This window comes from Halopelagius inordinatus, from assembly GCF_900113245.1.
GTDB lineage: Archaea > Halobacteriota > Halobacteria > Halobacteriales > Haloferacaceae > Halopelagius > Halopelagius inordinatus.
The window spans coordinates 1-24,937 of record NZ_FOOQ01000007.1 but is presented as its reverse complement, the minus strand read 5'-3'; the positions used below and the strand labels follow the sequence as shown (position 1 = coordinate 24,937).

Annotated in this window: 28 protein-coding genes and 1 pseudogene; 14 read left to right on the top strand and 15 right to left on the bottom strand. The window is 59.0% G+C overall.

From position 1 onward, the window contains the following. Positions 1 to 47 precede the first annotated feature (47 nt). The 7 genes from BM167_RS16060 to BM167_RS16025 all read left to right on the top strand — a co-directional run bounded on the left by BM167_RS16060 (position 48) and on the right by BM167_RS16025 (position 4,583). Positions 48 to 464 carry a DUF302 domain-containing protein gene (locus tag BM167_RS16060; RefSeq protein ID WP_092893753.1) on the top strand — a complete coding sequence of 139 codons (417 nt, stop codon included), beginning with the start codon at positions 48 to 50 and terminating at the stop codon, positions 462 to 464. A gap of 5 nt (positions 465 to 469) precedes the next feature. Then, the gene (locus tag BM167_RS16055; RefSeq protein WP_092893752.1) at positions 470 to 823 is read left to right on the top strand and encodes an SHOCT domain-containing protein; all 354 of its coding nucleotides are present in this window, start codon (positions 470 to 472) and stop codon (positions 821 to 823) included. A gap of 124 nt (positions 824 to 947) precedes the next feature. Continuing rightward, a complete protein-coding gene (locus BM167_RS16050) occupies positions 948 to 1,256 on the top strand; it encodes a thioredoxin family protein (protein ID WP_092893751.1) in 309 nt (102 codons plus the stop codon). 19 nt (positions 1,257 to 1,275) lie between these two features. After that, complete coding sequence (locus tag BM167_RS16045; protein WP_092893750.1) at positions 1,276 to 2,040, top strand: plastocyanin/azurin family copper-binding protein; 765 nt, start codon at positions 1,276 to 1,278, stop codon at positions 2,038 to 2,040. Positions 2,041 to 3,266: 1,226 nt separating this feature from the next. Next, complete coding sequence (locus BM167_RS16035) at positions 3,267 to 3,488, top strand: hypothetical protein (protein ID WP_092893748.1); 222 nt, start codon at positions 3,267 to 3,269, stop codon at positions 3,486 to 3,488. 126 nt (positions 3,489 to 3,614) lie between these two features. Continuing rightward, complete coding sequence (locus BM167_RS16030; RefSeq protein ID WP_092893747.1) at positions 3,615 to 3,983, top strand: SHOCT domain-containing protein; 369 nt, start codon at positions 3,615 to 3,617, stop codon at positions 3,981 to 3,983. A gap of 9 nt (positions 3,984 to 3,992) precedes the next feature. Next, a complete protein-coding gene (locus BM167_RS16025; protein ID WP_092893746.1) occupies positions 3,993 to 4,583 on the top strand; it encodes a cupredoxin domain-containing protein in 591 nt (196 codons plus the stop codon). A gap of 56 nt (positions 4,584 to 4,639) precedes the next feature. On the opposite strand, the gene phaC is transcribed toward BM167_RS16025, so the two are convergent. From phaC to BM167_RS16000, 5 genes are all read right to left on the bottom strand, one after another. Beyond that, entirely contained in the window at positions 4,640 to 5,968 is a 1,329-nt protein-coding gene (phaC, locus tag BM167_RS16020; protein ID WP_092893745.1) for a class III poly(R)-hydroxyalkanoic acid synthase subunit PhaC, read from the bottom strand. A gap of 24 nt (positions 5,969 to 5,992) precedes the next feature. Then, on the bottom strand, positions 5,993 to 6,631 hold the full coding sequence (locus BM167_RS16015) for a MaoC/PaaZ C-terminal domain-containing protein (RefSeq protein ID WP_092893744.1): 639 nt from the start codon (positions 6,629 to 6,631) through the stop codon (positions 5,993 to 5,995). 141 nt (positions 6,632 to 6,772) lie between these two features. Next, complete coding sequence (locus tag BM167_RS16010) at positions 6,773 to 8,008, bottom strand: phage integrase SAM-like domain-containing protein (protein WP_092893839.1); 1,236 nt, start codon at positions 8,006 to 8,008, stop codon at positions 6,773 to 6,775. A gap of 273 nt (positions 8,009 to 8,281) precedes the next feature. After that, complete coding sequence (locus tag BM167_RS16005) at positions 8,282 to 8,689, bottom strand: DUF8160 family protein (protein ID WP_092893743.1); 408 nt, start codon at positions 8,687 to 8,689, stop codon at positions 8,282 to 8,284. After that, complete coding sequence (locus BM167_RS16000) at positions 8,686 to 9,504, bottom strand: ParA family protein (RefSeq protein ID WP_092893742.1); 819 nt, start codon at positions 9,502 to 9,504, stop codon at positions 8,686 to 8,688. The genes BM167_RS16005 and BM167_RS16000 overlap by 4 nt, the downstream gene beginning before the upstream one ends. Before the next feature lie 406 nt (positions 9,505 to 9,910). On the opposite strand from BM167_RS16000, the gene BM167_RS15995 reads away from it, so the two are divergent. Together BM167_RS15995 and BM167_RS15990 are read left to right on the top strand one after the other, a co-directional pair. After that, positions 9,911 to 10,585 (top strand): helix-turn-helix domain-containing protein, encoded by a 675-nt coding sequence (locus BM167_RS15995; protein ID WP_092893741.1) that lies wholly within the window; start codon positions 9,911 to 9,913, stop codon positions 10,583 to 10,585. Beyond that, positions 10,582 to 11,277, top strand: coding sequence for a hypothetical protein (locus BM167_RS15990; RefSeq protein WP_092893740.1), 696 nt, complete (start codon positions 10,582 to 10,584; stop codon positions 11,275 to 11,277). The genes BM167_RS15995 and BM167_RS15990 overlap by 4 nt, the downstream gene beginning before the upstream one ends. A 112-nt stretch (positions 11,278 to 11,389) precedes the next feature. On the opposite strand, the gene BM167_RS18205 is transcribed toward BM167_RS15990, so the two are convergent. Continuing rightward, entirely contained in the window at positions 11,390 to 11,761 is a 372-nt protein-coding gene (locus BM167_RS18205) for a DUF8216 family protein (protein ID WP_143095529.1), read from the bottom strand. A 258-nt stretch (positions 11,762 to 12,019) separates the two neighbouring features. Here BM167_RS18205 and BM167_RS15980 point away from each other — a divergent pair, with 258 nt between their 5' ends. Then, on the top strand, positions 12,020 to 12,646 hold the full coding sequence (locus BM167_RS15980; RefSeq protein WP_143095528.1) for a hypothetical protein: 627 nt from the start codon (positions 12,020 to 12,022) through the stop codon (positions 12,644 to 12,646). Between the two features lie 150 nt (positions 12,647 to 12,796). On the opposite strand, the gene BM167_RS15975 is transcribed toward BM167_RS15980, so the two are convergent. After that, complete coding sequence (locus tag BM167_RS15975; RefSeq protein WP_143095527.1) at positions 12,797 to 13,891, bottom strand: hypothetical protein; 1,095 nt, start codon at positions 13,889 to 13,891, stop codon at positions 12,797 to 12,799. 118 nt (positions 13,892 to 14,009) lie between these two features. Between BM167_RS15975 and BM167_RS15970 the strand changes: the two are divergent. Beyond that, a pseudogene (locus BM167_RS15970) lies at positions 14,010 to 15,479 on the top strand (type B DNA-directed DNA polymerase); the annotation flags it as partial. Between the two features lie 138 nt (positions 15,480 to 15,617). Here the strand turns inward: BM167_RS15970 and orc4 are convergent. Together orc4 and BM167_RS15960 are read right to left on the bottom strand one after the other, a co-directional pair. Then, positions 15,618 to 16,850 (bottom strand): DNA replication protein Orc4, encoded by a 1,233-nt coding sequence (gene orc4, locus BM167_RS15965; RefSeq protein WP_092893736.1) that lies wholly within the window; start codon positions 16,848 to 16,850, stop codon positions 15,618 to 15,620. A 628-nt stretch (positions 16,851 to 17,478) separates the two neighbouring features. Then, on the bottom strand, positions 17,479 to 17,802 hold the full coding sequence (locus BM167_RS15960; protein ID WP_092893735.1) for a DUF6788 family protein: 324 nt from the start codon (positions 17,800 to 17,802) through the stop codon (positions 17,479 to 17,481). 138 nt (positions 17,803 to 17,940) lie between these two features. Here BM167_RS15960 and BM167_RS15955 point away from each other — a divergent pair, with 138 nt between their 5' ends. Next, the gene (locus BM167_RS15955) at positions 17,941 to 18,864 is read left to right on the top strand and encodes a MarR family transcriptional regulator (protein ID WP_092893734.1); all 924 of its coding nucleotides are present in this window, start codon (positions 17,941 to 17,943) and stop codon (positions 18,862 to 18,864) included. A 37-nt stretch (positions 18,865 to 18,901) separates the two neighbouring features. On the opposite strand, the gene BM167_RS15950 is transcribed toward BM167_RS15955, so the two are convergent. The 3 genes from BM167_RS15950 to BM167_RS15940 form a co-directional block, all read right to left on the bottom strand. Beyond that, on the bottom strand, positions 18,902 to 19,336 hold the full coding sequence (locus BM167_RS15950; protein ID WP_092893733.1) for a PIN domain-containing protein: 435 nt from the start codon (positions 19,334 to 19,336) through the stop codon (positions 18,902 to 18,904). After that, entirely contained in the window at positions 19,337 to 19,588 is a 252-nt protein-coding gene (locus tag BM167_RS15945) for an AbrB/MazE/SpoVT family DNA-binding domain-containing protein (RefSeq protein WP_092893732.1), read from the bottom strand. A gap of 91 nt (positions 19,589 to 19,679) precedes the next feature. Continuing rightward, positions 19,680 to 20,501, bottom strand: a complete 822-nt coding sequence (locus BM167_RS15940) for a hypothetical protein (protein WP_092893731.1) — start codon at positions 20,499 to 20,501, stop codon at positions 19,680 to 19,682. 228 nt (positions 20,502 to 20,729) lie between these two features. Between BM167_RS15940 and BM167_RS15935 the strand changes: the two genes are divergently transcribed. Beyond that, a complete protein-coding gene (locus BM167_RS15935) occupies positions 20,730 to 21,401 on the top strand; it encodes a helix-turn-helix domain-containing protein (RefSeq protein WP_092893730.1) in 672 nt (223 codons plus the stop codon). Beyond that, complete coding sequence (locus tag BM167_RS15930; RefSeq protein WP_092893729.1) at positions 21,398 to 22,093, top strand: nucleotidyltransferase domain-containing protein; 696 nt, start codon at positions 21,398 to 21,400, stop codon at positions 22,091 to 22,093. The genes BM167_RS15935 and BM167_RS15930 overlap by 4 nt, the downstream gene beginning before the upstream one ends. Positions 22,094 to 22,218: 125 nt before the next feature. Here BM167_RS15930 and BM167_RS15925 read toward each other — a convergent pair whose 3' ends face one another. The 3 genes from BM167_RS15925 to BM167_RS15915 form a co-directional block, all read right to left on the bottom strand. Continuing rightward, positions 22,219 to 23,148 carry an ArdC-like ssDNA-binding domain-containing protein gene (locus tag BM167_RS15925; protein WP_092893728.1) on the bottom strand — a complete coding sequence of 310 codons (930 nt, stop codon included), beginning with the start codon at positions 23,146 to 23,148 and terminating at the stop codon, positions 22,219 to 22,221. Between the two features lie 87 nt (positions 23,149 to 23,235). Then, positions 23,236 to 23,583: a DUF8013 domain-containing protein gene (locus BM167_RS15920; RefSeq protein WP_092893727.1), complete on the bottom strand. Its 348-nt coding sequence runs from the start codon at positions 23,581 to 23,583 to the stop codon at positions 23,236 to 23,238. 75 nt (positions 23,584 to 23,658) lie between these two features. Continuing rightward, positions 23,659 to 24,660 (bottom strand): DUF6610 family protein, encoded by a 1,002-nt coding sequence (locus BM167_RS15915; protein WP_092893726.1) that lies wholly within the window; start codon positions 24,658 to 24,660, stop codon positions 23,659 to 23,661. Positions 24,661 to 24,937: the final 277 nt, after the last annotated feature.

The window sequence follows — 24,937 nt, the reverse complement described above, 5'->3', positions numbered from 1 at the left end:
CGTTGTGGCACCCAACCGTTAACCCCGTGGACGGGGTATGATATTCCATGGAATACACAATACAGACTTCAGTCACCGGTGAGTTCGACGACGTCGTCGACACGACGATTGCTGCGCTCGAAGACGAAGGATTCGGGGTCCTCTGTGACATCGATATCCAGGCGACGCTCAAGGAGAAACTCGGCGAAGAGTTCCGTCAGTACCGCATTCTCGGTGCATGCAATCCCCCGCTGGCATACGAGGGACTGACCGAAGAAATCGAACTCGGCGCACTCCTCCCGTGTAACGTCATCGTCTACGAAACCGACGACGGCGAGGTCATGGTGAGTGCCGTCGATCCGCAACAGCTGGTCGGCATCGCAGACAACGACGCGCTTGATTCAATCGCGACCGAGGTCAACGAGCGTTTTGAGCGTGTTCTCTCTGCAGTCACCGACGAGCTAGGCTCCAAGTCGGAGGCCTGATCTCGATGTCTTCATCGAACCAGCTCGACACCACGACCATCGTGCTCCTGATCCTCGGAGCTATCATCTTGCTCCCGTTGCTCACGATGGGGATGGGATTCGGCGGGATGATGGGGTACGGTGGGATGATGGGTCAGTATGGCGGTACTGGTGGGTGGTGGCCGCTCGTCGGGATGCTCGTCCCGCTCATCTTCCTCCTTATTCTCCTCGGCGGTGGCTACCTCGTCTTCCAGCGTATGAACGAAGCGCAGACGTCTCGAAATCCCGCGATGGAGGAACTCCGCACGGCATACGCTCGTGGTGACCTCACTGACGAAGAGTTCGAAGCCCGCCGCGAGAGACTCGAACGGTCGGAGTAATCGTCTCGACCACCAACTCCCGCGTTACCCACGTCCGCTTCCCTTGGATTCTGAAATCTGTGACCCTCACAGCTTTCGGATGTGAATAGAAATGTGCTAAAGGTACAAGACCATACTAGCTACTATGACGGAAGTAATCCTGTTCACACAGGAGACGTGTGGGGCGTGCGCAACGCAACGAGAGAAAAACGAAGGCATCGAAGATGCGTATCCGGGTGTCGAATTTCGCGAGGTCGACATCCAGACCGATCTGGAGACGGCCGAGGAGTACGGCGTTCGAAAGACACCAACGACGCTCGTGTATGCGAACGGGGAGCGGACTGACGAGTTCATCGGCATCGTCGACCGGGACCAACTGGAGGCGGCTATCGAACGTGCAGACCAGCAAGTGACCGGACTCACACAACGGCTCGCTAGCATCATCCGCGGATAACTGCAGTAAAACAACAACAATGACAGACTACAGTAGACGCCAGTTCCTAGGAGCACTCGGTGCCGGCACAGTCGCAAGTGCGGGACTCACCCAGCCAGTCGCCGCACAGGAGACGCCCGTCGTCAGGATGGGCAACAATTACTTCGACCCGATCGGCCTTCACGTCGACCCAGGCACGACCGTTCGCTTCGAGATAGCAGCCGGAGCCCACTCGGCGACGGCCTACGAGAACCGGATTCCGGCCGACGCCAGCACATTCGACAGTGGAACCATCTCGTCGGGAGCCTTCGAGTACACGTTTGAGGAACCGGGCACGTACGACTACTACTGCATCCCGCACAAGTCAGTCGGGATGGTTGGTCGTATTGTCGTTGACAGCCCTGGTGGGCCAGCCGAAGCGAGTCCAATTCCGGACGGTGACGTGCCAGAGAGTGACGCGATCGTCGAACAGGGCGCGATAGCGTATGGGTCCAGCACCGGAGGTGGTTGGAACTCCGATGGCGGAATGATGGGTCCCGGGATGGGGTCTGGCCCGGGAATGATGAACGGCCGAAACGGCGGCTGGGGTGGCGGGCTGCCGATCGTCGGCGGGGCAGTTGGAATGCTCGGCCTAGTTGGCGGATTGCTCTACTGGGCACTGGGTCGAAATGACGCCCCTCCCGAGACTGGCGATTCTGCGATGGAAACACTCCAACGCCGATACGCACGGGGCGAAATCGACGAAGCGGAGTTCCAACGGCGCCGTGAACGGTTGGAGACTGGGGGAGACGACGCATCTCTGTAAGGCACAGTGTTGGTGGTAGATCTCTACACGTGTGAAGTCACTCGCCCGGGAATCCTTTGAGGACCTCCTCTTACGCCTAGGTACTCTTCTACGGACAGCAAGTCCGACCGCACCAGTCCGAATGCGTCGATGTCATTGTGATCCGTCACGTTCTACGTCTCCAGCGCTCTCGCCTGGTCGACACCGAACGGAGATGAATTGCGCGCGAGGTCGTAGTGAATGCATCCCACGAGACAACGGTCGGTAACATCGCACAGACGGGGGGTGACGTTATCGCCACCGATACCGACGACCTCGTCGTTCATCTGGAGGGGTGAGAGTGCACACGTAGCCGCGCAACTCGAAAGTCTCACCGATGTCGACCACGGCGAATCACCAACGTCAAACTGAAAAGTTGTCCCTACTCGACGACGATTGCTTACCCAATTACTTTGATAGTTGATGCCGTAGAATATACTCTAGGTAGGACAGCCATTTCCTGACCACGAATAATGAACAGTACCGATTGACCAGACACCACAGTTTGAGGTGCGAAATTGACCGATAAACCACGTAATACGATGAGGAAGAACACAGTGACACGGACCGTTATCCGCTTCGCGATCGTCGTCGCGGTCGCAACGACGCTCACTTCGGGTATGATTGGAGCCGTTGCAGGCGCAGAGCATCAGAGTAGGGATACAGAGAACATCGAGGTTTGCCACGTTCCTGCAGGGAACCCCAGCAATGCGCAATTGATTACGGTTTCCGAGCAGGGATGGGAGAACGGCCACTCGAACCACGGAGATGATATCCGCATGGACGAGCATCCCTCGCATCATCCAGACCACCAGCATAGCGCGGAAACGATGTGTGAGCACCACGGGGAGCACGTCGCATAGGTACCTCACTTTGCGGGAAACCGAGTGCCAGATTCCGAGGACAGCGATTTATGCCGATAGCCACCGTACGTTCTACGAACCATGGTTCGGTGCTATATCTGTGGCTCGAAATGCGCTAGCGACGGCGAGGTGTTCGTCTGCGAGCACTGTGGGATCTCCTGCCACCGGCACTGTATGGAGGAATACGACACCGAGGTCTGCCCGAAGTGTGTCGGCGAGCCGATGATCGGAGCGATCGAGTTCTAGTCGCTCCGTCTCACGCTTACACCGCGGACAGCCCGGAGTCGAAGTATATGGATGTTCGACTGGCGAAATACGTTTTTGGCTCGTGCCCGTAGCACAGGTATGTCTACGACCGTCGAACCCCCCAACGTTGATGAGACGTGCGCCTACTGCGGATCGCATATCTTCGACCACGACCCGATCTGTGTGCGCGACTGTACCGACGACTGCGGGTCGCCGACCTACTTCTGCAACTACGCGTGTCTCTCGACCTACGTGGACAAACACAACTTGACGGCTGGCGACGCGTGCGAGTGGTCGCCTGACGACCCCCACTGCTGCTGAGTGCGCTCACCCCAAGCAAGACACGGAGCAACGTATTGGCCGCCACCCCGCCCAGGAACTACCAATGGAGCAGTTCTGGTCGTCCAACTTTATGAATGCAGCCGGCGAAGTCAGTAGTGGGTACCCATGTCGACAGAGCGCACGTCCGACGGCCTGCTCCGCATCGTCCTAATCGTCCTCGCAGTGATCGTCCTGTTTCCGATGTTAATGATGGTTTTCGCCGCTCCAATGATGGGGATGATGGGCTGGTGGTGGGGCGGCGGCACGGCCGGCGGTCTCTCGCCACTGTGGGGCATCGGGATGATGCTCGTTTGGCTCGTCGTCCTGGTCGGCATCGGCTACCTCCTCTATCGCGGCCTCGTCGGTGGGGTCGGGTCGTCGCTAACCACTGATAGGGCACTCGAAGAGCTCCGAGTGGCGTACGCACGCGGCGATCTCTCCGACGAGGAGTTCGAGGAACGGCGTGCGAAACTCACCCGCGAGGAGTCGCAGTAGTCTGTAATCATGTCCCCGACAGTACAGCGACGTGAGTTTCTCACTGCGCTCGGAGCCGGCATCGCAGGTCTAGCGGGCTGCGTCGGCAATCTCCCGGGAACCAGCGGCGGGGTCGATCGAACGATCTACGTCGGCGCGTATCACTGGGGGTTCATCATCGTCGACGAATCCGGCGAGGAACAGGACCGTATCAGCCTGCAACGGAACGATGTTCTCCGTGTCGTTTCGTTCAACACGCTCGCGAGTCAGGCCGTCCAATCCCTCCCAGCGTCGATTCGAGACGCCCTTCCCGACCACGAGGCCCTCGAAGAACGAAACGAGGAACGCATCCCGGCCCCGGCCGACGGCGACTTCCACGAGCTACTCGAAGAAGCGAACGAGCAGTACCCAGATCATAGCCTCGCGATCATGCCCTCCGGACAGGTTCACATGGGCGGTGGAATGATGATGCACCCGGTTGCACTTCCGCAAAATGCCACCAGATCCATCGTTCGACAGTTAGGGGCGACGCAACGGGGCGATTACACGCTGAGTTGCCTGACCTACTGTGGCTATGGACACCCGTACATGGAAATCGACGGTGGCATCGTCATCACATAGGGATCCGTCGTAGATGTCACCGGGGAAACTGTCCGGGAAACAGCGTGGGGAGCGAACTAGCTGGAGAGCTGTTGGGCTTGCTGGATCCACGACGACACTCGTGAGCCACTGATACCCAGTCGCTCAGCGAGCGCGGCCGGATCCGCGGCTGCGAGTTGACTCACCGTAGAAATCCCGGCGTCATGAAGACGCTCCTCGTACGCTGGTCCGATGCCGTCGAGCTTCTGCAACGACTGTTCCTGGTCGGCTCCCTCTGGAACATCGTTCCCGCCGGGTGTATCCGTTCCTTTGGTCGATGTCACCGACCGCTCTCGAAACCACGTCGCCACGCGGGGCCACAGCTCCGCGTGGGCCTTGCCCGAGACGGCCATCCCGACGTGACCGGTCGGAAACTCGTAGATGTCGGTGTCTTCGCTTGGGATAGTGTCCATGAATGGTTTACTCGCGTCCGGCGGGATGAGATGGTCGAACGAGCCGATGATCTGTAAGACCGGCATCGTGAGATTCTCGATGTCGACGGGGTCGCCATCCAGCACGAGTTCGTTCCGGTAGAGGGCGTTTTCCTGGTAGATATCTTCGATGAACTGTCGATAGGCTTCCCCCGCGACGTCGACCCCATCACGTACCCAGCGTTCCATTCGGCCGAAGTTCTCGACGGCAGTCTTGTCCTCGAGGTTGTCGAACAGGATGGTGTACTTCCCGGCGTAATTCTCGATGGGATTCATCTGGGCGAACCCCGTCGCGAGAAACTCCGCCGGGACGTTTCCGTACGTCTCGGTGATCGCTCCTGGATCGAAGTACTCCTCGCTTCCCCACTGCTCGAGGATACCACCCGTATCGTCGAAATACAATCCCGTCGCCATGAGGCCGAGATTACGGACCTTCTCCGGGTGTAGCGCAGCGTACATCGTACTCAGTGTCCCACCCATGCAGTAACCGAGGACATTGATTTCGTCAGTTTCAGTTCGATTGCGGACGACATCGACGCAGTTGTCGATGTATCGATTCACGTAGTCTCCCAGCGTCAGCGACGCGTCGAGTCGGGACGGTTCCCCCCAGTCGATGAGATAGACGTCGAAGCCGTCCTCAAGAAACCGTCGTACGACGCTCTTGTCCGGCTGGAGGTCGAGGATATATGGTCGGTTGATCAACGCGTAGACGACGAGCAGGGGCGCGTCGTGTCGGTCGTCGGTCAGGGCCTCGTAGTGCAGGAGGTCGAGTTTATTCTCCGAATGGATGACCTCACTTGGCGTCTGGCCGACCTCGACTGAGGCGAGGTCGTCGATTCGCTCCGGAAGGAAACGCATCGTCTCGACGGCATCTGCGCCTCGTTCGAGCGTTCGACGCTGCAATTCGAGAGGCGCTGTAAATGGGTGCATTGTCATCACTGGTGTCGAACGTGCTGGTGATCACTCCGGGATAGGATCGATCAGAACCGTCGCCGTTCCATCCAACACGATTTCGTTGGCGTCGTTCTCGATTCGAGTTGTGAGGCGATACCGGGCACCGTCGAGTTCGTCGACGATTTTACATCGAGCCGTCAGTGTCTCGCCGATGTCCACGGGCTGTTGGAACTCCAGGTTCTGCGAGATGTAGATGGTCAGCCCGGGAAAGCACGCCAGTGCCGCGCTAATCAGTCCCGAGACGAGTGTCCCGTGGACGATTCGGTGGCCGAACCGTGTCTTCTCCGCGAACGCGTCGTTGAGGTGGAGGGCGTTCGTGTCGCTGGTCGCTTCGGCGAACTTCCGGACGTCGTCGTCCGTAATCTCCTTCGAGAAATTGACGCTGTCGCCCTCCTGCAGCGACGTGGGATCTGCGATATCGATGTCGAATTCACCTTTCGCACGGCCGTATGGCAGACGAGGGATGATAGCACCGCTTGTCTCGATGAGATGGGGGTGCGGCGTCTCGACGTACTTCTCGGGAGCGCTATCAAACAACGCTTGGCAGTCGTTCGAGCAGAAGTGGAACGACTCACCTTCGTACTCGGTAGTCGCTTCGGCAGATTCGAGTGGGATTTCCATCCCACACACGGGGTCAACTGGCATGGGTACGCTGAATTGAGGGCTGGTTCACGGATGGGTTCGGGATCAGGATCGTTCAGTCGGTCTGCTAGTGAATAACGTAGTCACTCACTATCAACGTACGTGTCGCTCGCATCGTCAACCGAGAACAACTGTAGAGGGCGATCACTTCCCAAGATGGTCAACCTCGTCGAGAGCTTCAGTCGCCACGTCTCCAAGTTCGCCTGCCTCGATGTGGGAATAGCGCTCTCGAACCATCTCCTCCGAGTTGTCGAGATATCGAGCTGCGACCGTGTAGCCGAATGCTCTGACGAGGACCTCTCCCATGCCTCGTCGACCGCCGTGAGGAGCGAGGTAGTCGTGTTTCGGGTGGACGATGTCGACCTCCCCCTCCTTGGAGAGTCGTTGGAGAATCGACCGTGCACCATCGGTCGTGATCGACGGCGGCCGAATGTCCCCATCGAGCGCCAGCAGGAGGTCGCGAGCGTATTCTTCACGGCGCTCAGTAATTGCTTCTGGGCGTTCCCCTCGTTCGGCTAGCTCTTCCCGGACGAGCCCTGCAAGCGTCCGTTGGTCGAACGTTGGAAACACCGGCCACCGCTCCGTCGGTGGGTCCATCAGCTGGCGATAGCTTCGCAGCGGCGAGATCACCGGGTCGGGAAGACTCGCGGCGTCCCATTGCTGTTTCTTCCGGTAGACGTCCATACTCCCATCGTCGAGGGAGAGGTCCTCCCAGCGGACGCCGCGCCGGCGCGGGTCGTTCGGGTCCCGGAGGAGTTCCCCGACGCGGACAGCTGTGTACGCGAGGACGAACACCAGAGCCCGGTCACGAGCCGCTTTGAGCGCGGCGTAGCGCGCTCGCTGCTTGTCGAGTGGGTCAGTATCCTGTGAGAGTGTCGTGTACGCCTCGACGGCGTCGCGGGCCCGTTCGTCGACGTGGCGGGTGAGGGCGTGGCGCTGTTCAGACGTCCAGGCCTGTTGGTCGCCGGGCTTGCGGCCGTCGTCCTCCGGCAGCGGCGCCATCGCACTCGCCCTCTGCGCGTAGTGGGCCTCGAGATACCCTTCGTTGACACACCACCCGCACCACGCAGAGATATAGCGGTAATAGGTTTGTACCGTGTTCTGCTTGAGTCCCCGATCTCCACCGAGATGCCGGGCGTACTCCCGGAACACGCGTTCGTCGAGATCGTCGAAGTTCGGCTCCCGGTCGACGTCGTCGGGGACGATCCCAGTCCAGTCGTCATTGCCACGGTCGCCGGCGGTCCACTCGGCGAACCGCTCGAGTTCGCGTGCAGCGTTTCGTCGATAGTTCCCGCCGTCGCCACCGCGGCCTTTCCCCTTGTCCTGGAGGTAGCGCTCGAAGCTGTCTTCGAGTGGCGTCGAAAGCGCTCGATCAGGCATCCACCGGCCCTCCACCGTCCTGCGGGCCCGGTCTCGGTGCCTCTACCCTGGGGGAAGCGCCGTCGTGAGGCGGTTGCAGCATTCGTGCTTACCGGACGGCGGCGAGGTACTTCAAAGTGGTCGTGATTACCAGAATAATCATGACCACTTGTTGTTTTCGAGCCATCGGGAGAATTCGGGGGTCTAGAGTCTCTTAGCGCCGGAACTCCGCACTTCAGAATATTGTATATCGTATATCGCTATACAAAAACTCGGTCCTCGTTCTGCGCGAGGTCATTCGTCTCCGAGTTCCGAAAGCCGAGCCTGAATTTCCTCAGCATCCGCATCAGAGAGCGCCTCAACACCGAACTGGACGAGTAGCGGGTAGAAGTGGCGGTTCTTCTTGAACTCGTCCTGCCCCGCCTTGCGGAGCTTCAGCTGGGACTCGAGGTAGGTATCCTCCATCTCGTCGAGGACATCGTCGGGAATATAGATCGTCCGCCCGTTCCACTCGTCCTTGATGTTTGTCTTCGTTTTGCTCGTTTCGTTCGTTTCACTCGTTGAAGTCGATTCGGTCGTTTCGGTCGATGAACTGGTTTCCACCGTTTCACTCACCTCGCTCGTTTCGCTGGAATCAGCCTCGTCGTCCTCCTCTTCGTAGTTGCCCTCAATGCCGGATGCATCGCCCCAGCCGTCGGTCATGCTTCCACCTCCTCAGGTGCGGTCTTCTCAAACGTCTCGTCGAACAGGTCGGCGATCTCGTTGAACAGGTCGCGTGCATCCTCGACGCGCTGGTTCTCCTTGCCGAAGCCGAAGACAGACACCCCCTCGCCAATCGACTGGGAGAGGTCGGTCCGCTTCGGGATCTCGAACACTGGGAGGGAGTACGCCGACTTGATCTCCTCGATGGTGTCGCGGTGCTCGGCGTTCTGCTCGACACGGTTACAGACGATGGCGAGCCGATTGATGTCTCCGTACGCCTGTTCGAGGGAACTCAGCTGCTTTGCGAAAATTTGGAGGCTGTTGGCGTTGAGCTTCTCGGGGATGACGGGGATGACGACGTTGCCGGTCGCGACGAGGGCGTTGTCGGTGAGAACGTTCAGGGATGGCGGCGTGTCGACGATGATGTAGTCGTAGTCATTGTCGAGTTCGTCGAGTGTCATCTCCAAACGCTCGCGACTCTTCGGCGCCTCAAGCAACGTCTGGATGTTCTTGTTGTTCGCGAGCTTCTCACTGGCGGGGAGGATGTCGAATTCCTCGTGCTCGACGATGATGTCGTTCACCGACTCCATCTGATCGAAGTCGAGGACGTCGAACAGCGTTGTGCGGTCGGTATCATAGTACAGGTCGTTGTAGCCAAGCGAGCAGGTGAGTCCTCCGTGGTAGTCGATATCGACCAGGAGGACGTCGTGGCCTCTGGCAGAGAGTGCGCCGCCTGTATGAATGACGTCGGTCGTCTTCCCCGCGCCTCCCTTCTGATTCGCCACCGTGATTCGTGCGGTATTGGTGTCGGTCATTATCTTCGTTTCTCTCGTTGTGTTCGTTTCGTTCGTTTTGGTCGTTTAGTTCGGTGCGTTCGGTGAGGGTGTTTCACTCGGTGAGAGGATTACTACGGTGTTAAAACCAACTGTTCGTTACACTCGTTGAAGTAAACGCACTCGTTGCCATCAACTCATTCGTTCTGTTCGTTACGTTCGTTTTCTTCGTTTTGTTCATCGAGTAGAGGGTGCCAGTTCGTTCCTCAGAATGCGTTCAATTCATTCGTTTTTCTCGTTCTGTTCGTTTTGTTCGTTGATTTCGTTATAGTCGTTCCACGTGTTTTCAGCGGGAATCAGGACTACCTTCGAGAGTATGGAGAGATAGTGGCTTCATGGCCATTCGAGTAAGACTTTTAACTGTTACCGGATTATTGGTAACCAGCAGATGTACGAGGTACTCGATGACACCGCGGCGCAGGTCATCCTCGCGATCGAGAGTGGTGACTCCATCCGTCGTGTCGCCCAGCACCTCCACACGCCGTACGAGACGGTGAGACAGGCCGTTAACCGACTCGAAGACGCAGGCTACGTCACCTATGACGACGGCCTCTCAGTCGTCGACGAACGCGTGAGAGACGCAGCACGAGAGCTCGTCGCTGCCAGCGCTGGCGTCAGTCCACCATCCATCGAGGAAACGTACGTCATCCCACAATTCGGTGACTGGCCGTTCGCGTTCACACGGATCGACGCCGTCTACGTGTGGACTCAGGGCGGCTACCAGGTCGGTCGCGAGCCCGACGACTATCCACTATTCCTCGCTGTTCGTGAGCAGGACGTCGACGCCTGGGAAACGTTTTTCGAATCGTTCGACCTCCCGACCGCATTCGAACGACAGCCCCGAGATGAGCTGGACGGACCGCTGCAGATCGTCCTCGAGCCACGCGCGTCACTCGATATCGAGCACGTCGAAGGGTACCCGGTAATCCCGAGAGCAGAGACGATCGAGTACATGCGCGAGAACTACGCCCAGTTCCAGTCGGCGTTGGCAATGCTCGACCGGATGTACGAGGACCTCGACCTCGGCGTCACGTATCGAGAGACCGAACAGGCACAGCCATGAGCTTCAACAATCGAAGTGACGCACTCATCGAACTGCTCGAAGAGCTCACGCAAGAAGGCCACGAGTACGTTCTTGTTGGCGGCTACGCTGTCTCAGCGTTCAACGCACGCTTCTCTACGGACCTCGATATCGTCGTCGCACCGGACTCCAAGGCTGACTTCGTCGAATTCCTCGAACATCGGGACTTCGAGGAAACGGACAGCCACGCCAAGGAGTGGTTCTACGACACTGAGGTGATCGAATACGAAAAGCGGCTTACGCCGCAACAGCCGATCGGCTTCGATCTCCTGGTAAACGGACTCGGATGTCGCCAGACGGAGGCACAGTGGTCGTTCGACTACCTGTACGACCACAGCCACCAACAGGAGGTGAGCGGGGGTACAGTGACGACGGCGGCCAGAGTGATCGATGGGGCCGTCCTCGTGGCGGCAAAGCTCCACAGTGGCCGGGAAACAGATCTTCGGGATGTCCTGGCGGTCGCGGAAGAGATCGACCTCGACGCTGTCACGCCCCACCTGCGTCGAGGGGACGACGATGCGCTCCGGGAGCAACTTGAGCGTGGTCTGGAGATTTTGGAGAGCGACGAACTCAAGCACGGGTATCGAAGTGACTTCGGGGCCTCAGCGGTCTCGACCGAGACGGTCACAGCCCTCCAAGGGTATCTGTCTGCACAAGTTGATCAACTGGGTTGACAACGGGTAGAGGTCTCGTTGGTCGATGTCGACAATACAGACATCCCCCACCGAGCTGGATTGCCACCTAAACTTAGCCAAAGCTGGAAGCACGACTGACGCAGTCCCCACCTCACAATAATGGACCATTAAAGCCCAGCTTCCCAAGGAGAACGAGCCAAACGTAACCGAGAAATCCTAAAACGAAAACCTGGCTCAACGCTGCTAGGGCCGGGTGCACGAGAGCCGAGAACACTCCCGGAGCGATAAAGAAGAGGAAGGTACCTCCGACGGCGATCATAGCAGTGTATTCAGTGTTCCAATAAGTCGTCTTGATGGCGATGCCGACAAGGATGAGAAGCGTGGCCACGTTTAGAACTAGCCCAGCTGCGACCGATCCATAGAAGGCCTGGGTTATTGCAACTGCAAGGAGTACTGCTACTGAGGGAACAACGATAATCTGGACGACGCGCCTCCAAGCATCCCCAGCATCAGGTGCCGGCATATACTGTCACTCTCACCAGTAGGTGTTGATTCGAGTAAATACATGGGGAGGGACAGGATCTTGGTGAGGGGTAATCCTTTCTGAAAAGTCCGCGTAAACACAATATAGATGGTACTCCCGTTCGGAATCACTCTCGGACAAATTACGGTGGTCGGAGTTCTAGGCGGCGCGGGAACCCTGGGAGCATCTAAACTGTGGGATTGGTGGCGTGACCGCGTCAAGGCCCGACGGCAACGGGTGCATGATTGGCATCGGGATATGCAGGAAGCGTTCTCGGAATCGATTTCGGTCGGTCGCCGCCTCAAAGTCAGGAAACGGACAGGAGTTGACCTGGGTGAGGTGGAGGAGCTGATTCCCGTTGCTTCCGATTTGGATGCCAAGATCAACACCCCACCTCCAGGAGTGAGGCGGATGGTTCGCGAAGACGTGTTCCACGACGTGCGACGGGCTGCTGGGCTTGTATATCATTTCGTGCATCTTCCGGAGCCGGACCAGGACGCGGATTCAATAGCCGGAGTGATGAGGCATCAGTACGGAATATTGGACGTTTTAGAGATGGATACGGATGTGGAAATGGGGAAAGTGCTGGAGGTCATCGGTGAGATAGCTCAACCCAAGGACGTGGATATTTCTCAGGAGGAGGCGGAGCAGATTTTAGCCCGTTTTGAAGATAGAGCAGATCGCCGGATGGAGGAGGCGGAAAAGATGACGGTTGACGAGTTGATGCAGCTACCGTGGCAAGAGGTTGACAGAGTGGTGTCGGAGCAAGCTCGTCGGGAGCTGGTCCAGTTCTCTGTTGAGCAATATTATGAGAAAGCGTTAATTGAAATCCCGCTGAAGGCTCGAAGTGCTCTGAACGGTTCTGAGGCCGAGCTGTTCGAGTAGTCTCCTGGCTTGATTACAGACGAGTACTTTGAATCTGTATTCGAGAAGTTTGAGGAGCTGGCTGAGACAGCACCGACCGCCGAACAGTCGTAGCTTCCGAACGTTCGGAGGTCTAACCCCCTCGGTTCAAGGGGGAACCCGTCCCGCAGATCACTCAGACGGATTATCCGCCTCAGCCAATTCCTCATCTGTCTCTTCCGCAGGATCATTCAGAAACGTGTCCTGGTACTCACCGTCAACGACCCGGTGCGCACGGACCTCGTAGTTCAGATGCTCCTGGCCGTACTCCGACCGATCCGGCAGATCATCCACGTACCGGAAACACTCAACAAAGACCGTGCGTGGATGCAGCTTCTCACGCTGATTCAGCTGGATGACGTCCACAGTGTTCCAGACATCCCAGTCCGTCTCCTCAACAAAACGGTCAATCAAGTCGTCCAGGTACCCTTCGCTGGCCTCGTAGTTAGCCGCCCCACCGAGTTCAGTATCATACGTCTCATGATGCGGTGCCGGATCATCCAGTCGAGACGGCACCACCGGCGCCGACACACCGTGCTCATCTAATGTCTCCTCGACCTCTGCCCGGAGCTCATCATCAGCTCCCAGCGAAAGGATGACGCGATTGATCAGCGCATCCATATCCGCAGACAGGTTGACGTGCGACGGATTGTCCGGCCTGCTCTCGGGTGGCATCTCTTGGCCGTCCGTCCGGATTATCGGGTTGCCGCCCCGGTTCGTGAGCACCCGGAACTCCTGCTCGCTGTCGAACGTTCGATGTTTGTAGAAGTACAGGACGTACGGAATCCCGGTCGGCGTAAATTCCTCCTCGTAATCCAAGTACCGGACGATACCCATATACAGATCCTCTTGATCGGGCGCGATGAACTCCTCTATCTGCCGGTATGTGGTCTCGATCGCTACTCCTCGACCATCTGCGTACGCCTCCCAGATCTCTGGGTCCTCATCCGTCCCGAGCCGCCAACAGCTCGCGTAGTAATTCTCACGGGCCGCTTCACGCGCCTGTTCTATTCCGCTGGCAAGATCCATCTCCTCGCCGTTGTTGAGAATCATCGATTCGGTTCGCTCCGAACGCTGCTTCTCGTGTTCACGGGCTGGTTCAGAGGCCTGGCCCTCGCGTTCTTCGTATCCCTCGGCTTGGCCGGCGCGGAACCCGTTTTCGAGTGTGCCGGCGAAGTGTCGGAGGGGTTTGTAGCGCCGGATGATCATCTGGTCTGAGGGTATCATCCACTCGGTGTTTTTGCCGGTGACCGGGCGGCGGGAGGAATCGCCTGATGTCATTTCCTTCGAGTTATCCTGTTCACTACTTGTAGGCCACGACGGTGAGGGCTGGTACAAACATTCGGTGTCACGACTCCCGGCGCGGTACAACGTGCCCGGCCGCGTGATCATCGACGAATCGAACACGTTCTTCTACGGGGAGACGAACCTCGAGGGCGTCCTCGACCTCGTGTCGCGCTCGAAAAAGCCCGTCCAGGAGCTCGCGTGGGCGTCGATCGGGAACGTGCTCACGGCGATCCAGATCTGCGAGGCCCACGACCGCGGTGTCCTCGTCCCGTGGAACTCCTGGCGCCACGAGTTCTACAAGCCGATGGGGACGCTCCACGATGCCGACCGCGGCGGGTTCATCTTCGCGCCCGAGGTCGGCCTCCACGAGAACGTCCACGAGCTTGACTTCTCCTCGTTGTATCCAAACATCATCTGTACCCGGAACGTCTCGCCGGACGTCATCCGGTGTGACTGCCACAGCGACCGCGACGACGTCCCCGGCCTCGGATACTCGATCTGCGACGACCGAGGCTACCTCGTCGACGTGCTACAGCCGATCATCGACGCTCGCGACGAGATCAAGGCGGCCATCCGTCACGAGAAGGAACGGGACGACCCCGACGAGGACCGGCTGGCGGAACTCGAAGGGCGGTCGGGAGCGCTAAAGTGGATCCTCGTCGCCTGCTTCGGCTATCAGGGGTTCAGCAACGCGAAGTTCGGCCGCATCGAGTGTCACGAAGCGATCAACGCATTCGCTCGCGAGATTCTCCTGACGGCGAAACAGCGGCTGGAAGCCGGCGGCTGGCGGGTCGTCCACGGCATCGTTGACTCCATCTGGGTGACTCCGGACCCCGACGTCAACGACGAGGACCGCGAGGACCTCCAGACGCTCGCGACGGAAATTACGGAACGCGTCGAGATTCGGCTCGAACACGAAGCTCAGTACGACTGGGTCGCGTTCGTACCGCAGCGCGAGAGCGACGCCGGCGCGCTAACCAAGTACTTCGGGAAGGTCGCCGGCGACGACGACTTCAAGATCAGAGGCATCGAAGCCCGGCAGCGCTCGACCCCGCCGTTCATCGAGGACGTCCAGCGGGACTGTCTCGACCGGCTCGATACCACGCGGTCACCGGATGCGGTGCTCGGGCGTCTCGAACGAGCAATCGATGAACTGCAGGCGGGCAACGTAGCAGTGGAGCGGCTCATCGAGCGGAATCGTGTCTCCAAGCCGCTGGAAGGCTACTCACAGAATACCCAGAACGTGGCGGCCTTGAAGCGAGCCCGCGAGCAGGACCTGGCAGTCCATCCGGGCCAGGATATCGAGTACGTGGTCGTCGACGACGAGAAATCCTCGCGAGACCGGGTCGCCCTCGCCCACGAGGAGATCGAGACCTACGACGCCTCGTACTACGAGACGCAGCTGGTCAGAGCGGTCGAGAGCGTGCTTTCACCGCTCGGGTGGGACCGAACCGATATTCGTCGAGAGCTCTCCGGTGAGAGGGACGCCGTTTTGAGCTCGTTCGGAGCCTCCAACGAACTGTCGTAGTGGACCCACCCCTGGTTTCCGTCGTTTCGATCCAACCCCACGTTTCCGACGTAATTTTCGACCCCCCTCGTTTCCGTCGTTTCCTCACGCCCCACCCCAAATTTCCGTCGTCCGCACCCACTCAGTAGTAGGGGGTTACTACTCGCGAGTCCAGTCCTGCATCCGGCTGTCCTCGAGGATCGTTTCGCGGACGACCTGGGGATCTTCGATGAGTCGATTCTGGAGGTGGATGCCCCCCGCACTCCCCTTGTTGATCTTCTCGATTTCGACAACCCCGAGGAAGGCCTGCTCTTTCAGGATGTCGCGGAACCGACGGACTGAGAGGATATCCATATCGAGATGGTTGCAGATGCGTTCGTACTGGTCGTACACCCGACTCGTGAGGAACGCATCGTCGTTACTGTTGACACTCAGTTCCGTGAGCGCCAGCAACGCCGCCTTCGCCTGCGTGGGTGCGCCGTTCACGAGTTCTCTGAACCGGTCCTTTTCGGCGTGCTGCTGTGCCTGGCGGACGTGTTCCTCCGTCACTTGCTCTGCCCCGGCCTCGTAGGCGACCTCCCCGGCGTGACGAAGAATGTCGATCGCCTTCCGAGCATCGCCGTGTTCCTGCGCGGCGAAGGCCGCCGAGAGCGGAATCACGTCCTCGGAAAGGACGCCGTCCTGGAAGGCGTCCTCGCGGTTGAACATGATCTCCCGAAGCTGGTTGGCGTCGTATGGCTTGAAGAACAGCTCCTTGTGCTGGAAGCTGCTTTTCACGCGCTCGTTCACGTTGTCGACGTACTGGATCTTGTTGCTGATCGCGATGACACCGACGCTACAGTCGATTTTCCCCGCCTCCTCAGCGCGCGAGAGCTTCATCAACACGCTGTCGTCGTTCATCAGATCGATCTCGTCGAGGATGATGATCACAGAATCGAATTGAGCGTCGAGCGTCTTCCAGAGGAGTTTGTAGTATTTCGACGTACTGAGGCCGGTATGGGGGACGGAGATTCCAGTCGAAGGTTCATCGTTCAGCTTCGCGGCCAGTGAGGAGATCGCCTGAGTCTCCGTGTTGTCTTCAGCACAGTCGATATACGCTGTTCCAATCTCGACGCCATCCTGAGCGGCATTTTGAGCTCGCTGGCAGACGTGTTTTGAAACGAGAGATTTACCGGTCCCAGTTTTCCCGTAGATCATCACGTTTTCCGGGGAGTACCCGTGGACAGCACCGTTGAGACGTTTCGCGAGCTTTGAGATTTCCTCGTCGCGACCGACAATCCGGTCAGCCTCCGGCACGTGGCCGATTTTCAGGAGATCCTTGTTCGCGAAGATGCGATGCCCAGATTCAAAGAGTGGATCGTCGACAGAACTGGGTGAAGAGTCGGGCGTCATTGAATATCACACGGTGTGAGCGGGGGGAGTATAAATCTAGTGGAGAACGCCACCCCACGTTTCCGACGTTCCTTGTCCGATATCAGCCGGAAAATGCCGTCATTCGGTGGAATTGGATTGCTGACAATATAGCCGCGTTTCCGACGTGAGAGAGGAAACCCGTAGACGGAAGCATCGCCTCGATGTCGAATCCCGAACCCACACACCCCACGTTTCCGTCGTAATCACCGAACAGGTGGGGAGGGGACTCGAAGAAGACATCCACGACGAGATACCAAAGACGAGAGCGGCCTAGCCATCCAATACTGGCCGTCTACAGAAGCAGCTGGAAAGGATCGTTTCATCTGAGGGGGCGAAGTCTTCGCCCCCTCGTTGGTCGAAGTTCACTTAATGAGCGTTTCTCAGCTATACTACTTTAATCTATGTGTTGCAGAAGTTAGTTCATCTCTAGATTGGTTCTAGGTCAACAGAATTAGTGGCTGCATAGCACTATCGTAGCCTCTCCCTACGCCGTCGTGGAGAAACGACGGAAACGTGGGGGTGTGGTCCCTTCGAAATCAGCGTCACCCCCTCCACCAACATCCAGTTACGACGGAAACGTGGGGTGGGTGTCCTCCCTCACCGGGTTTTACTCGTCCGGGTTGACTGGGCCCTTGTACTGAGAACGAATCTTCTCTCCCTCCCGCCACTGCCAGTAGTAGTAGCGATTGTCGTTGATCTCCTTGATCGTGATCGTTGCTTTGGCCGGGACGTCGTCCGGAAGATCGTCTGGTCGCTCTTCGACCTCTTCTTGATCTGCCGACTCCTCGAGACGGGCCTCCCGTTCCTTGTGCTCGGCGAGCGCTTCAGCGTACGTCGCAACATCTCGGAGCTGCTCCGGATCCGACTCGTTGAGCGTGTTGACGATCTCCGTCGGGAGGTTCGCCGGTGGGGTCGGGGGTTCGTAGGACATCGGCTACTCTCGTGTTAACCAACACGACCCACGAGCCCATAGTTTTGTTGGTTAAGACGATGGAGACGACTCTCGTGCCTGCTGACTGTAACACTACTCGAAACTTCTTTATATACAAGTTTCGTACTATGTTACACCGTGCTCCGGCGCATCGAACTGGAGGTCCTCGCCACGGTCGACCGCGGCGACACGATCTCTGAGCTCGCGACGAAGCTCGACCACAGCGAGAGTTACCTCTCTCGTGCCGTCGGCAACCTCGTCGAGAAGGGGCTCGTCTACACGGAACGCGACGGCCGCCGAAAACGAGTCATCCCGTCGGATGCTCGTGCCGTCGAACGCTACCAGGATCTTGTCCGCCAGCACTCCCATATCGACTTCCCCGAGCTGCTGACCGGCAAGGCACTCGAGGTGCTGTACTACCTCGACCAGCCGCGAACCGTCTCCGAGATCGCCGACCGGAGCGACAACTACCGCAACACGGTCAACCGGGTCCTCAAGCGGTTTCGTGACCGTGGGCTCGTCGGGACGGACGACGGCCGCTATGACTTTAATGCAAACTTCGACCGCCTCCACGCGTTCGCCCGTGAACTCGCACACCATCTGCATCGCCAACGCCTCGAAGCCGTTGCCCCGAAGGGCACGATTCTCTGGGAGGACTACGACGAATTCCTCGTCCAGACCGAGACGGAGATCGACGCGGAGGCGTTCCACGAAACCGGCCTCGCTCGGTTCGCGGTCTTCGACCTCCAGTTCCTGCTCACCGGCCATAGCTACTACGTCTACTCCGAGGAACTTGACGAAGTCTCGCCGGCGGAGCTCTGTTGTCACACCCTCTTGATTGACGACGGTAGCCGCCACCGCTCGTACTGTCTCCTCCTGCTCAGCCACGTCGACGTCGACGAGGCGGACCTCCGAGCGCAGGCGGCGAAGTATGGGCTCGAAGACGAAATCGACGCCTTGCTGCGCTACCTCGAGACGCACGGCGAGGTCGACGACGAGCGGCTCCCGGAGTGGGACGAGTTCCAGGAGCTGGCGGCTGACTACGAGGTGCGACTAGCCTGAGACCGAACGTTGTCGCCAGCCGTGGCGTCTGCCAGGGTTAGTTCGGGTCGTAGGGATTCGTTGCTGTCTCGAGCCGATAGACATCCTCGACAGCGTCAAAATCGTCGTCAAACGCATACAGGTAGCCGAGCCCCTCGGTTTGCATATACGCGATAATGCAGGCGTCGACGAAGGAGAGCGGTTCGTGTTGGCGAAAGAGGGCCTTCCCGGTCGCGAGGGCGTCGGTGGTGAGTGAATCGATGTGGAAGCGGGCGTTTTCTTCGATTCGATCGAGGAGATCGACGGCTGCGTCGTGGCCGGCGTGGGTCGTGAGGCCGTTTAGCGTTTCCGCGAGCACGTAGTCGAGGACGACTGCCTCCGGGAGCGCTCCATTGTCAATGCCTTGGAGCACGGGAAGCGCGGCATCGTGGGATCCATCCCGCCGGTATGCGGCGGCAAAGAGGACTGTCGTATCGATCAGTGCACGGGGCATTTACTCGACGTCGACGCCCCAGGCGTCGTGCTCGCTCGTGACATCGGTCGGCTCCTCACCGGCATAGCCGTCGAAGTCGGCGAACGTGCCGGTTTGCTGTTGGATGACGTGGACTCGGATGCTCCCGTCGTCCTCGAGCTGCCAACGGAGCTGATCACCATCGTCGATATTGAGTTCACGCCGAATCCGGGCGGGGATATTTGCCTGGTTTCCAGACACCTTGCTTTCGGCGTCAATTCTGTCGCTGCTCATACCTCCCGGTATGTGACCGACCGTGAAAAGCCTAGTGTGCCGCCACACTACCCAGTATCAGAAGAGCGATTCCGACGAGAAAGATGGCGATTTACCCTGAGGTCGTTGGGAGCCGACCATCCGGACGTGGAACACGACCCTGTTTGATCTCGTGATCGACGCGACGCAGGTGCTTACAGCCGCCTTCGGGTGAGCGCTGCTGCCAGTCGGGACAGGAACACGACTCGTCGACGACGTCAACTTCGTACCGGTTTCCGGACGCGGACTGTACTTCGTAGCGGCCACCTTTCGAGAGGAGCGAGACGTCCATCGCTTCAGCGACGGCACGCGCCGTGCGGGGCTCGAGATCGTCCTGCGACTGTGTATTCTCGTCGACGACCAGCCGGTCGCGAACGTCGCCCGTTCGGCCCCCGTCCGGAGCGACGGATTCCGCAGGGCCACTGAGCCGCTCGTGGAGTACTTCCTCCACCGGATGGCCTTCCGGCCACAGGTAGTGGACCTCACGGCGCTCGCGATGATCGTAGGAGCCACAGGCGGCAGCGCTCCCAGTCCAGACACGCCACGCCCCGAGTGCTGCCATCACGTCGACGATGACTCGCGGAACAGCCTCGTGCTTGTCGGGGTAGAACATCCGAAAGCGAGTACATTCCGCCTGCGGCGGAACCGTCTCCCACCACTCGACGTCGTCGTCCCAGCTCTCGCACATCGCCTTATCCTCCCCGTATCCAACGGTCAGGCCGTCGATCTGCGGTATCTCCACCGATGTCTCGTCAGCCTCGTCTTCGAGCAGCCGAAGGACGGCGTACCGGAGATACTCGTGATTCGGATTGTCTGAAGATTGGGCGACCTGCTCGTGGTGCTCTGCGACTCGCTCTGCCTCGTCGAGAACAGTCGTTAGATATCGGTCGGTCATGGGTCGGTGGAGACGGGAGTGCGCCTCCGCCCCTCGGCGGGCGCTGATAGACTTAACCAACAAATACCGATCAATCGTATCCTCTGTTGGTTAACCCCTCTCTGCTCGAATGCTGCGCCGGATCGGACTACCGGAACCAAGAATAGTATATCTGTATAGAGATAACTCTATCGGGAATACGGGGGACAAGACTAATACAGTTAGATGCGATACCGATAACTAGCGATGATGGAGTACGTCGACGAGACCGCGGCGAAGATCATGGTCGCGGCCCGGCCGGGCGACTCGATCCGGCGAATCGCCCAGAAGATCGACGGCTCCTACTCGTGGGTCTACGACTGGATCGAGCGGTTGGAGGACGCAGGCTTCATCCGACGTGAGGACGGCGTCTACATCAAGAAGTACGCTGTCAGGGATCGCTACTACGATCTCGTCGCGGCCATCTCTCGCGCTGTTCCCCCCTCGATCGACGACGGCTACGTCATTCCGCACTTCGCCGGGATGCCTTTTGCGTACACGAAAATCGACGCCGTCTACGTCTGGACCCACGGCGGCTATCAGATCGCCCGCGGCCACGACGACTACCCGATCTTCATCCAGGTCGCCGACCGGGATATCGGACGGTGGACGGCGTTCTTTGATGAGTTCGGGATTCCGAGCCGGATCGAAGAGCGGCCGGACGCGACCGACTACGACGCCACCGTCTCGTACGTGTTGTTCCCGACGAGTGGGGAGATCACTCGCGAGTGGGTCGACGGCAATCCGGTCATTCCGTTAGATGAGGCAATCGAGCACATGTTGGAGTACCGGGTGAACTACGAGCCGGCGTTGGAGATGATCGCCGACGAGTACGACCGCGATATCGACGCGTCCCACGAGGATCCGCGTCTCAATGCATGAGCCTCGGTGAACGCGAAGACGAACTACTGGATACGCTGGAGGCAGTCATCGACGCTGACCTGCCGTACGTGCTCGTCGGTGGGTGGGCGATCGCGGCGTTCAATCAACGCTTTACCACGGACGTCGACGTCGTCATTCCGGCCCAAGCGGTCGACGACTACACGGACCTTCTCACCGACCGCGGCTACGAGAAAACGGCCGATGTCGAGCGAAACGAACTCTACGAGGGCCGGACTATCCGGTTTACGAAAGATATCGGGAATCCGGTTCAGTTCGACGCGATGGTGGACGCGCTGGGCTGTCGCCAGACGGAAGCTGAATGGTCGTATCGCTATCTGGCCCAGCACTCTGTCACCGAGGAACTGCGAACCGGACGCCCGGTAACAGCCAGGATTCCGGAACGGGAGTTGCTGTTCGCGGTGAAACTCCACAGTGGCCGCAAGGCAGACTCTCGGGATCTGGTGGTGCTGGCTGCTGGCGCAGATTTCGACCGGATCGCGACTCATCTGCATCGCGGAGAGTCCGAGAAGCTCGCTGGTCGCATCGAGACTGTCCTCAACCGCCTCACGTCGGAGGATTTCGCAGATGCATTCAAAGGAGTCTTCGAACAGCAAACGGTTCCCGAACAGGATATCGATGCCGTCGTTGAGTTCCTTCGTGACCAGCAGCGCCGAATCGATTCTGAACGATAACATCGACTGTCGATGGGTATGTCTCGGGACCGATCGAAACACACGGGATCGGGACGCGGAACGAATTAACCAACAATGTCGACAGAGTACCCTCCAGCGTTGGTTAACAGCCGGGAAGGGGGTGTTCAGCCCTCTACAACTGTGTCGATGATCTCCTGAGCGGTCGAACTGATCCGGCCGAGACGCTCCTGAATGCTCTCCGCATCGTCGTCCTGCCACGCGGCAAGATAGAACGCTGAACCGCTCGTATCCAGGTCGAAATACCGCCCGACGATGTACGCAACAGCTTCGGCTTCGATCTCGCGTTTTGCACGCTCGGGTTCGTCGTCGACATCGAAATGGAGCAGTGCGTGGGCGTACTCGTGAATCAGCGTCACGGCGAGATCGGCCTGATTCGAGCGGGCTTTCGCTTCGACGACGGGTTGGAACTCGTGGAGATTCCGGTGTTTGCAGACGCCTTTCGCGTCGCCATGCTCCCACTCAGCAGCGTCGACGACGCGGACGTCGACATCGAGCGTAGCTGCCGCATCAAGGAGCGCTGGCACCAGGTCGTCGGCGTTACCAGTGGCCTCGGTTTCCAACTCGGGGAGCGGTTCGCCCTCGGTTTGAGACACATCGAAGACTGCTGTTGGTTTGAATCCAACCAGTCCTTTGGACCACTCCTCGGGTGGCGTCTCGTCATAGTCACAGTCGCTTTGCTCGTGGTAACTCGGCGAATTCTCGCACTCCGGACATTGCTTGGTGATGATCGGTGCCCAGATCCAGATCGCCTGTTCGCCCTCTTGGACGTGCCGGTCGAACTCCGATCTCCACGTATTGTAGCCCGCCACGCGGGTTGCCTCGGGACACTGGCGCTTGATGAGGAGCGTGTTCCGATACGAGTAGTCGTGGAATCGACTCTGGACGTCAAGCCACTCCTGGAACTCCGCGCTAGCCTGCGCGTCGTCGACGCCGGCGGCGAGGTCGTCGATCCACTGTTCGATGGTGCTGTTCATCTCGTCATCTCGCGTGTCGGTCTCCTCGAAGGAAACCGACGAATTACTGGTCGTAGCCATTGTGTTCACCGAATCGAGTTTACCGGGACTGCATCAGTTCAGAACGCGCCGCACCCCTTCGGGGGCGAACAAAAACCACCCTCTCGGTTATCGGAGTTCGTGGGTCTCGTCAGCGAAGCCGACCGTGACGAGGTACTTGAGGAATTCGTCGAACCGCTCGACGTCGTTAGGCGTGTCGGTCGCCAGATGACGTGCCCACTCGATAGCCCACCGGAAGGCAGGATCTGTTCCGCCCTTGCCGTGAATGTACCACCAGCGACCCGCCTTGAGGACGACCAGTGGGTTCGTCGGGGGCTGTTCGCTTGCTAAACCACGGGTTATCGACTCGATTTCTCCGGGCACGTCGGCTGGTTCTATCTCTCCGGACTGGGTGTTCGAGATATCGATCGGGATCTCATCGACTGAAACGTCGTCTACAGTTTGTTGCTGGCTCACGGAAAGTCACCTCTGGACGAAGGCTCACGACCGAGCCTCCGCCCCCTCCCCGGGCTCGAAAAACAGCACGCTGCGTCACGCTGGGGGGATGTAGACACTCTGTTCGCCAGCGATCTCCTCGAGGTCCTTCCGATGGCGATGGGTGAAGTAGCACTCGTAACTGCAGTACCCACAGACTGCACCGGTATCGTATTCAGCGACGAAGGGGCCGCGACGTGTTCGCCAGACGTTCGCTCCGCATTCGGTGCAAGCTCCCTTTTCGAGATCGGCAGGACTCGGTCCCTCGTACTCGAAGTGTAACCCAGCGTCCTCTGGTGTCGTCTCGGGCCAGATCCCATGTGACTGCCAGAACTCGCGGATGCGAGCGAGACTATGGCGCACCGTCTTTCGCACGGTGACGTGGTCGGCGTTGCGACCGCTGTCGTCCCAGCCGTCAGCCGTCCAGAACTCACCGAACTGTGCGCCACGATGGAGTCCGTTCCAGTCAACGCCGACGATGTCGGCTGGTGGCTCGTCGGTGAGTGTCGGCCTGGTCAGCTGTCGAATGGCGTGGAGCTGCTTGGGCGGACTCCCGCCGAGGATGTGGACGCGCCGTCCTCTCCAATCAGCCGGATCGGAGAACTCTTGGGCTAGACGGTCGGCGTACCCGTGTGAATACCCGAGGACGAGGGTCTCGGGTATCGCGTCGATCACCGCCCGTGACTTCGGAACGACGATGAGCTCGGCCTCAGGATAGCTCGCTTGGATCTCACGAGCAGCAGCGACGTGGGCGTCGACGTCGTCGATATCGTCGACGTCCCCGATGACCCCGACCTCTGGTTTGTACTCGAAAAAGCGGTCGACGAACCGCTCCAGATCGGGATTCCGGAAATCGTTGTCGAGCATCCCAACGGGAATCTCGAGGTTCAGGTACTGATCCGTCTGATACCCACAGTCTTCCCGAAACCCGGGGAGAAACCCGAGGGCGAGAGCATCGCCGGCAAAGGGAGCTCGGTGGAGGAACGCCACGAACTCTGTTTGTCTGGCGGCGGCGATTTCGCGGGCGGTGCTGGCGCTGGAGCTCAGCTTGAGGGACATGATTAGGCTCGCGAGGCCGCTGCTGGCTGCCCCGCACCCTTTCAGGGGCCCGAAAAACCGAAGTACAGCGGATTAACCAACAATAGGGGAACTCACGCAGAGTGTGTTGGTTAAGAATAGGGCTTACTTTTCGTCCTCACGCAGCTCTTCAGCCTTCCACTTGAGCCGGCGCAGAATCTGCGTCCGGTTCTGGTGGGCGTTCTCGTAGGCAACACACTCCTGAAGAGTCTCCATATCGGGAATCGTCGCGATTCCGGCCTTGATCAGGCGCGTGTTC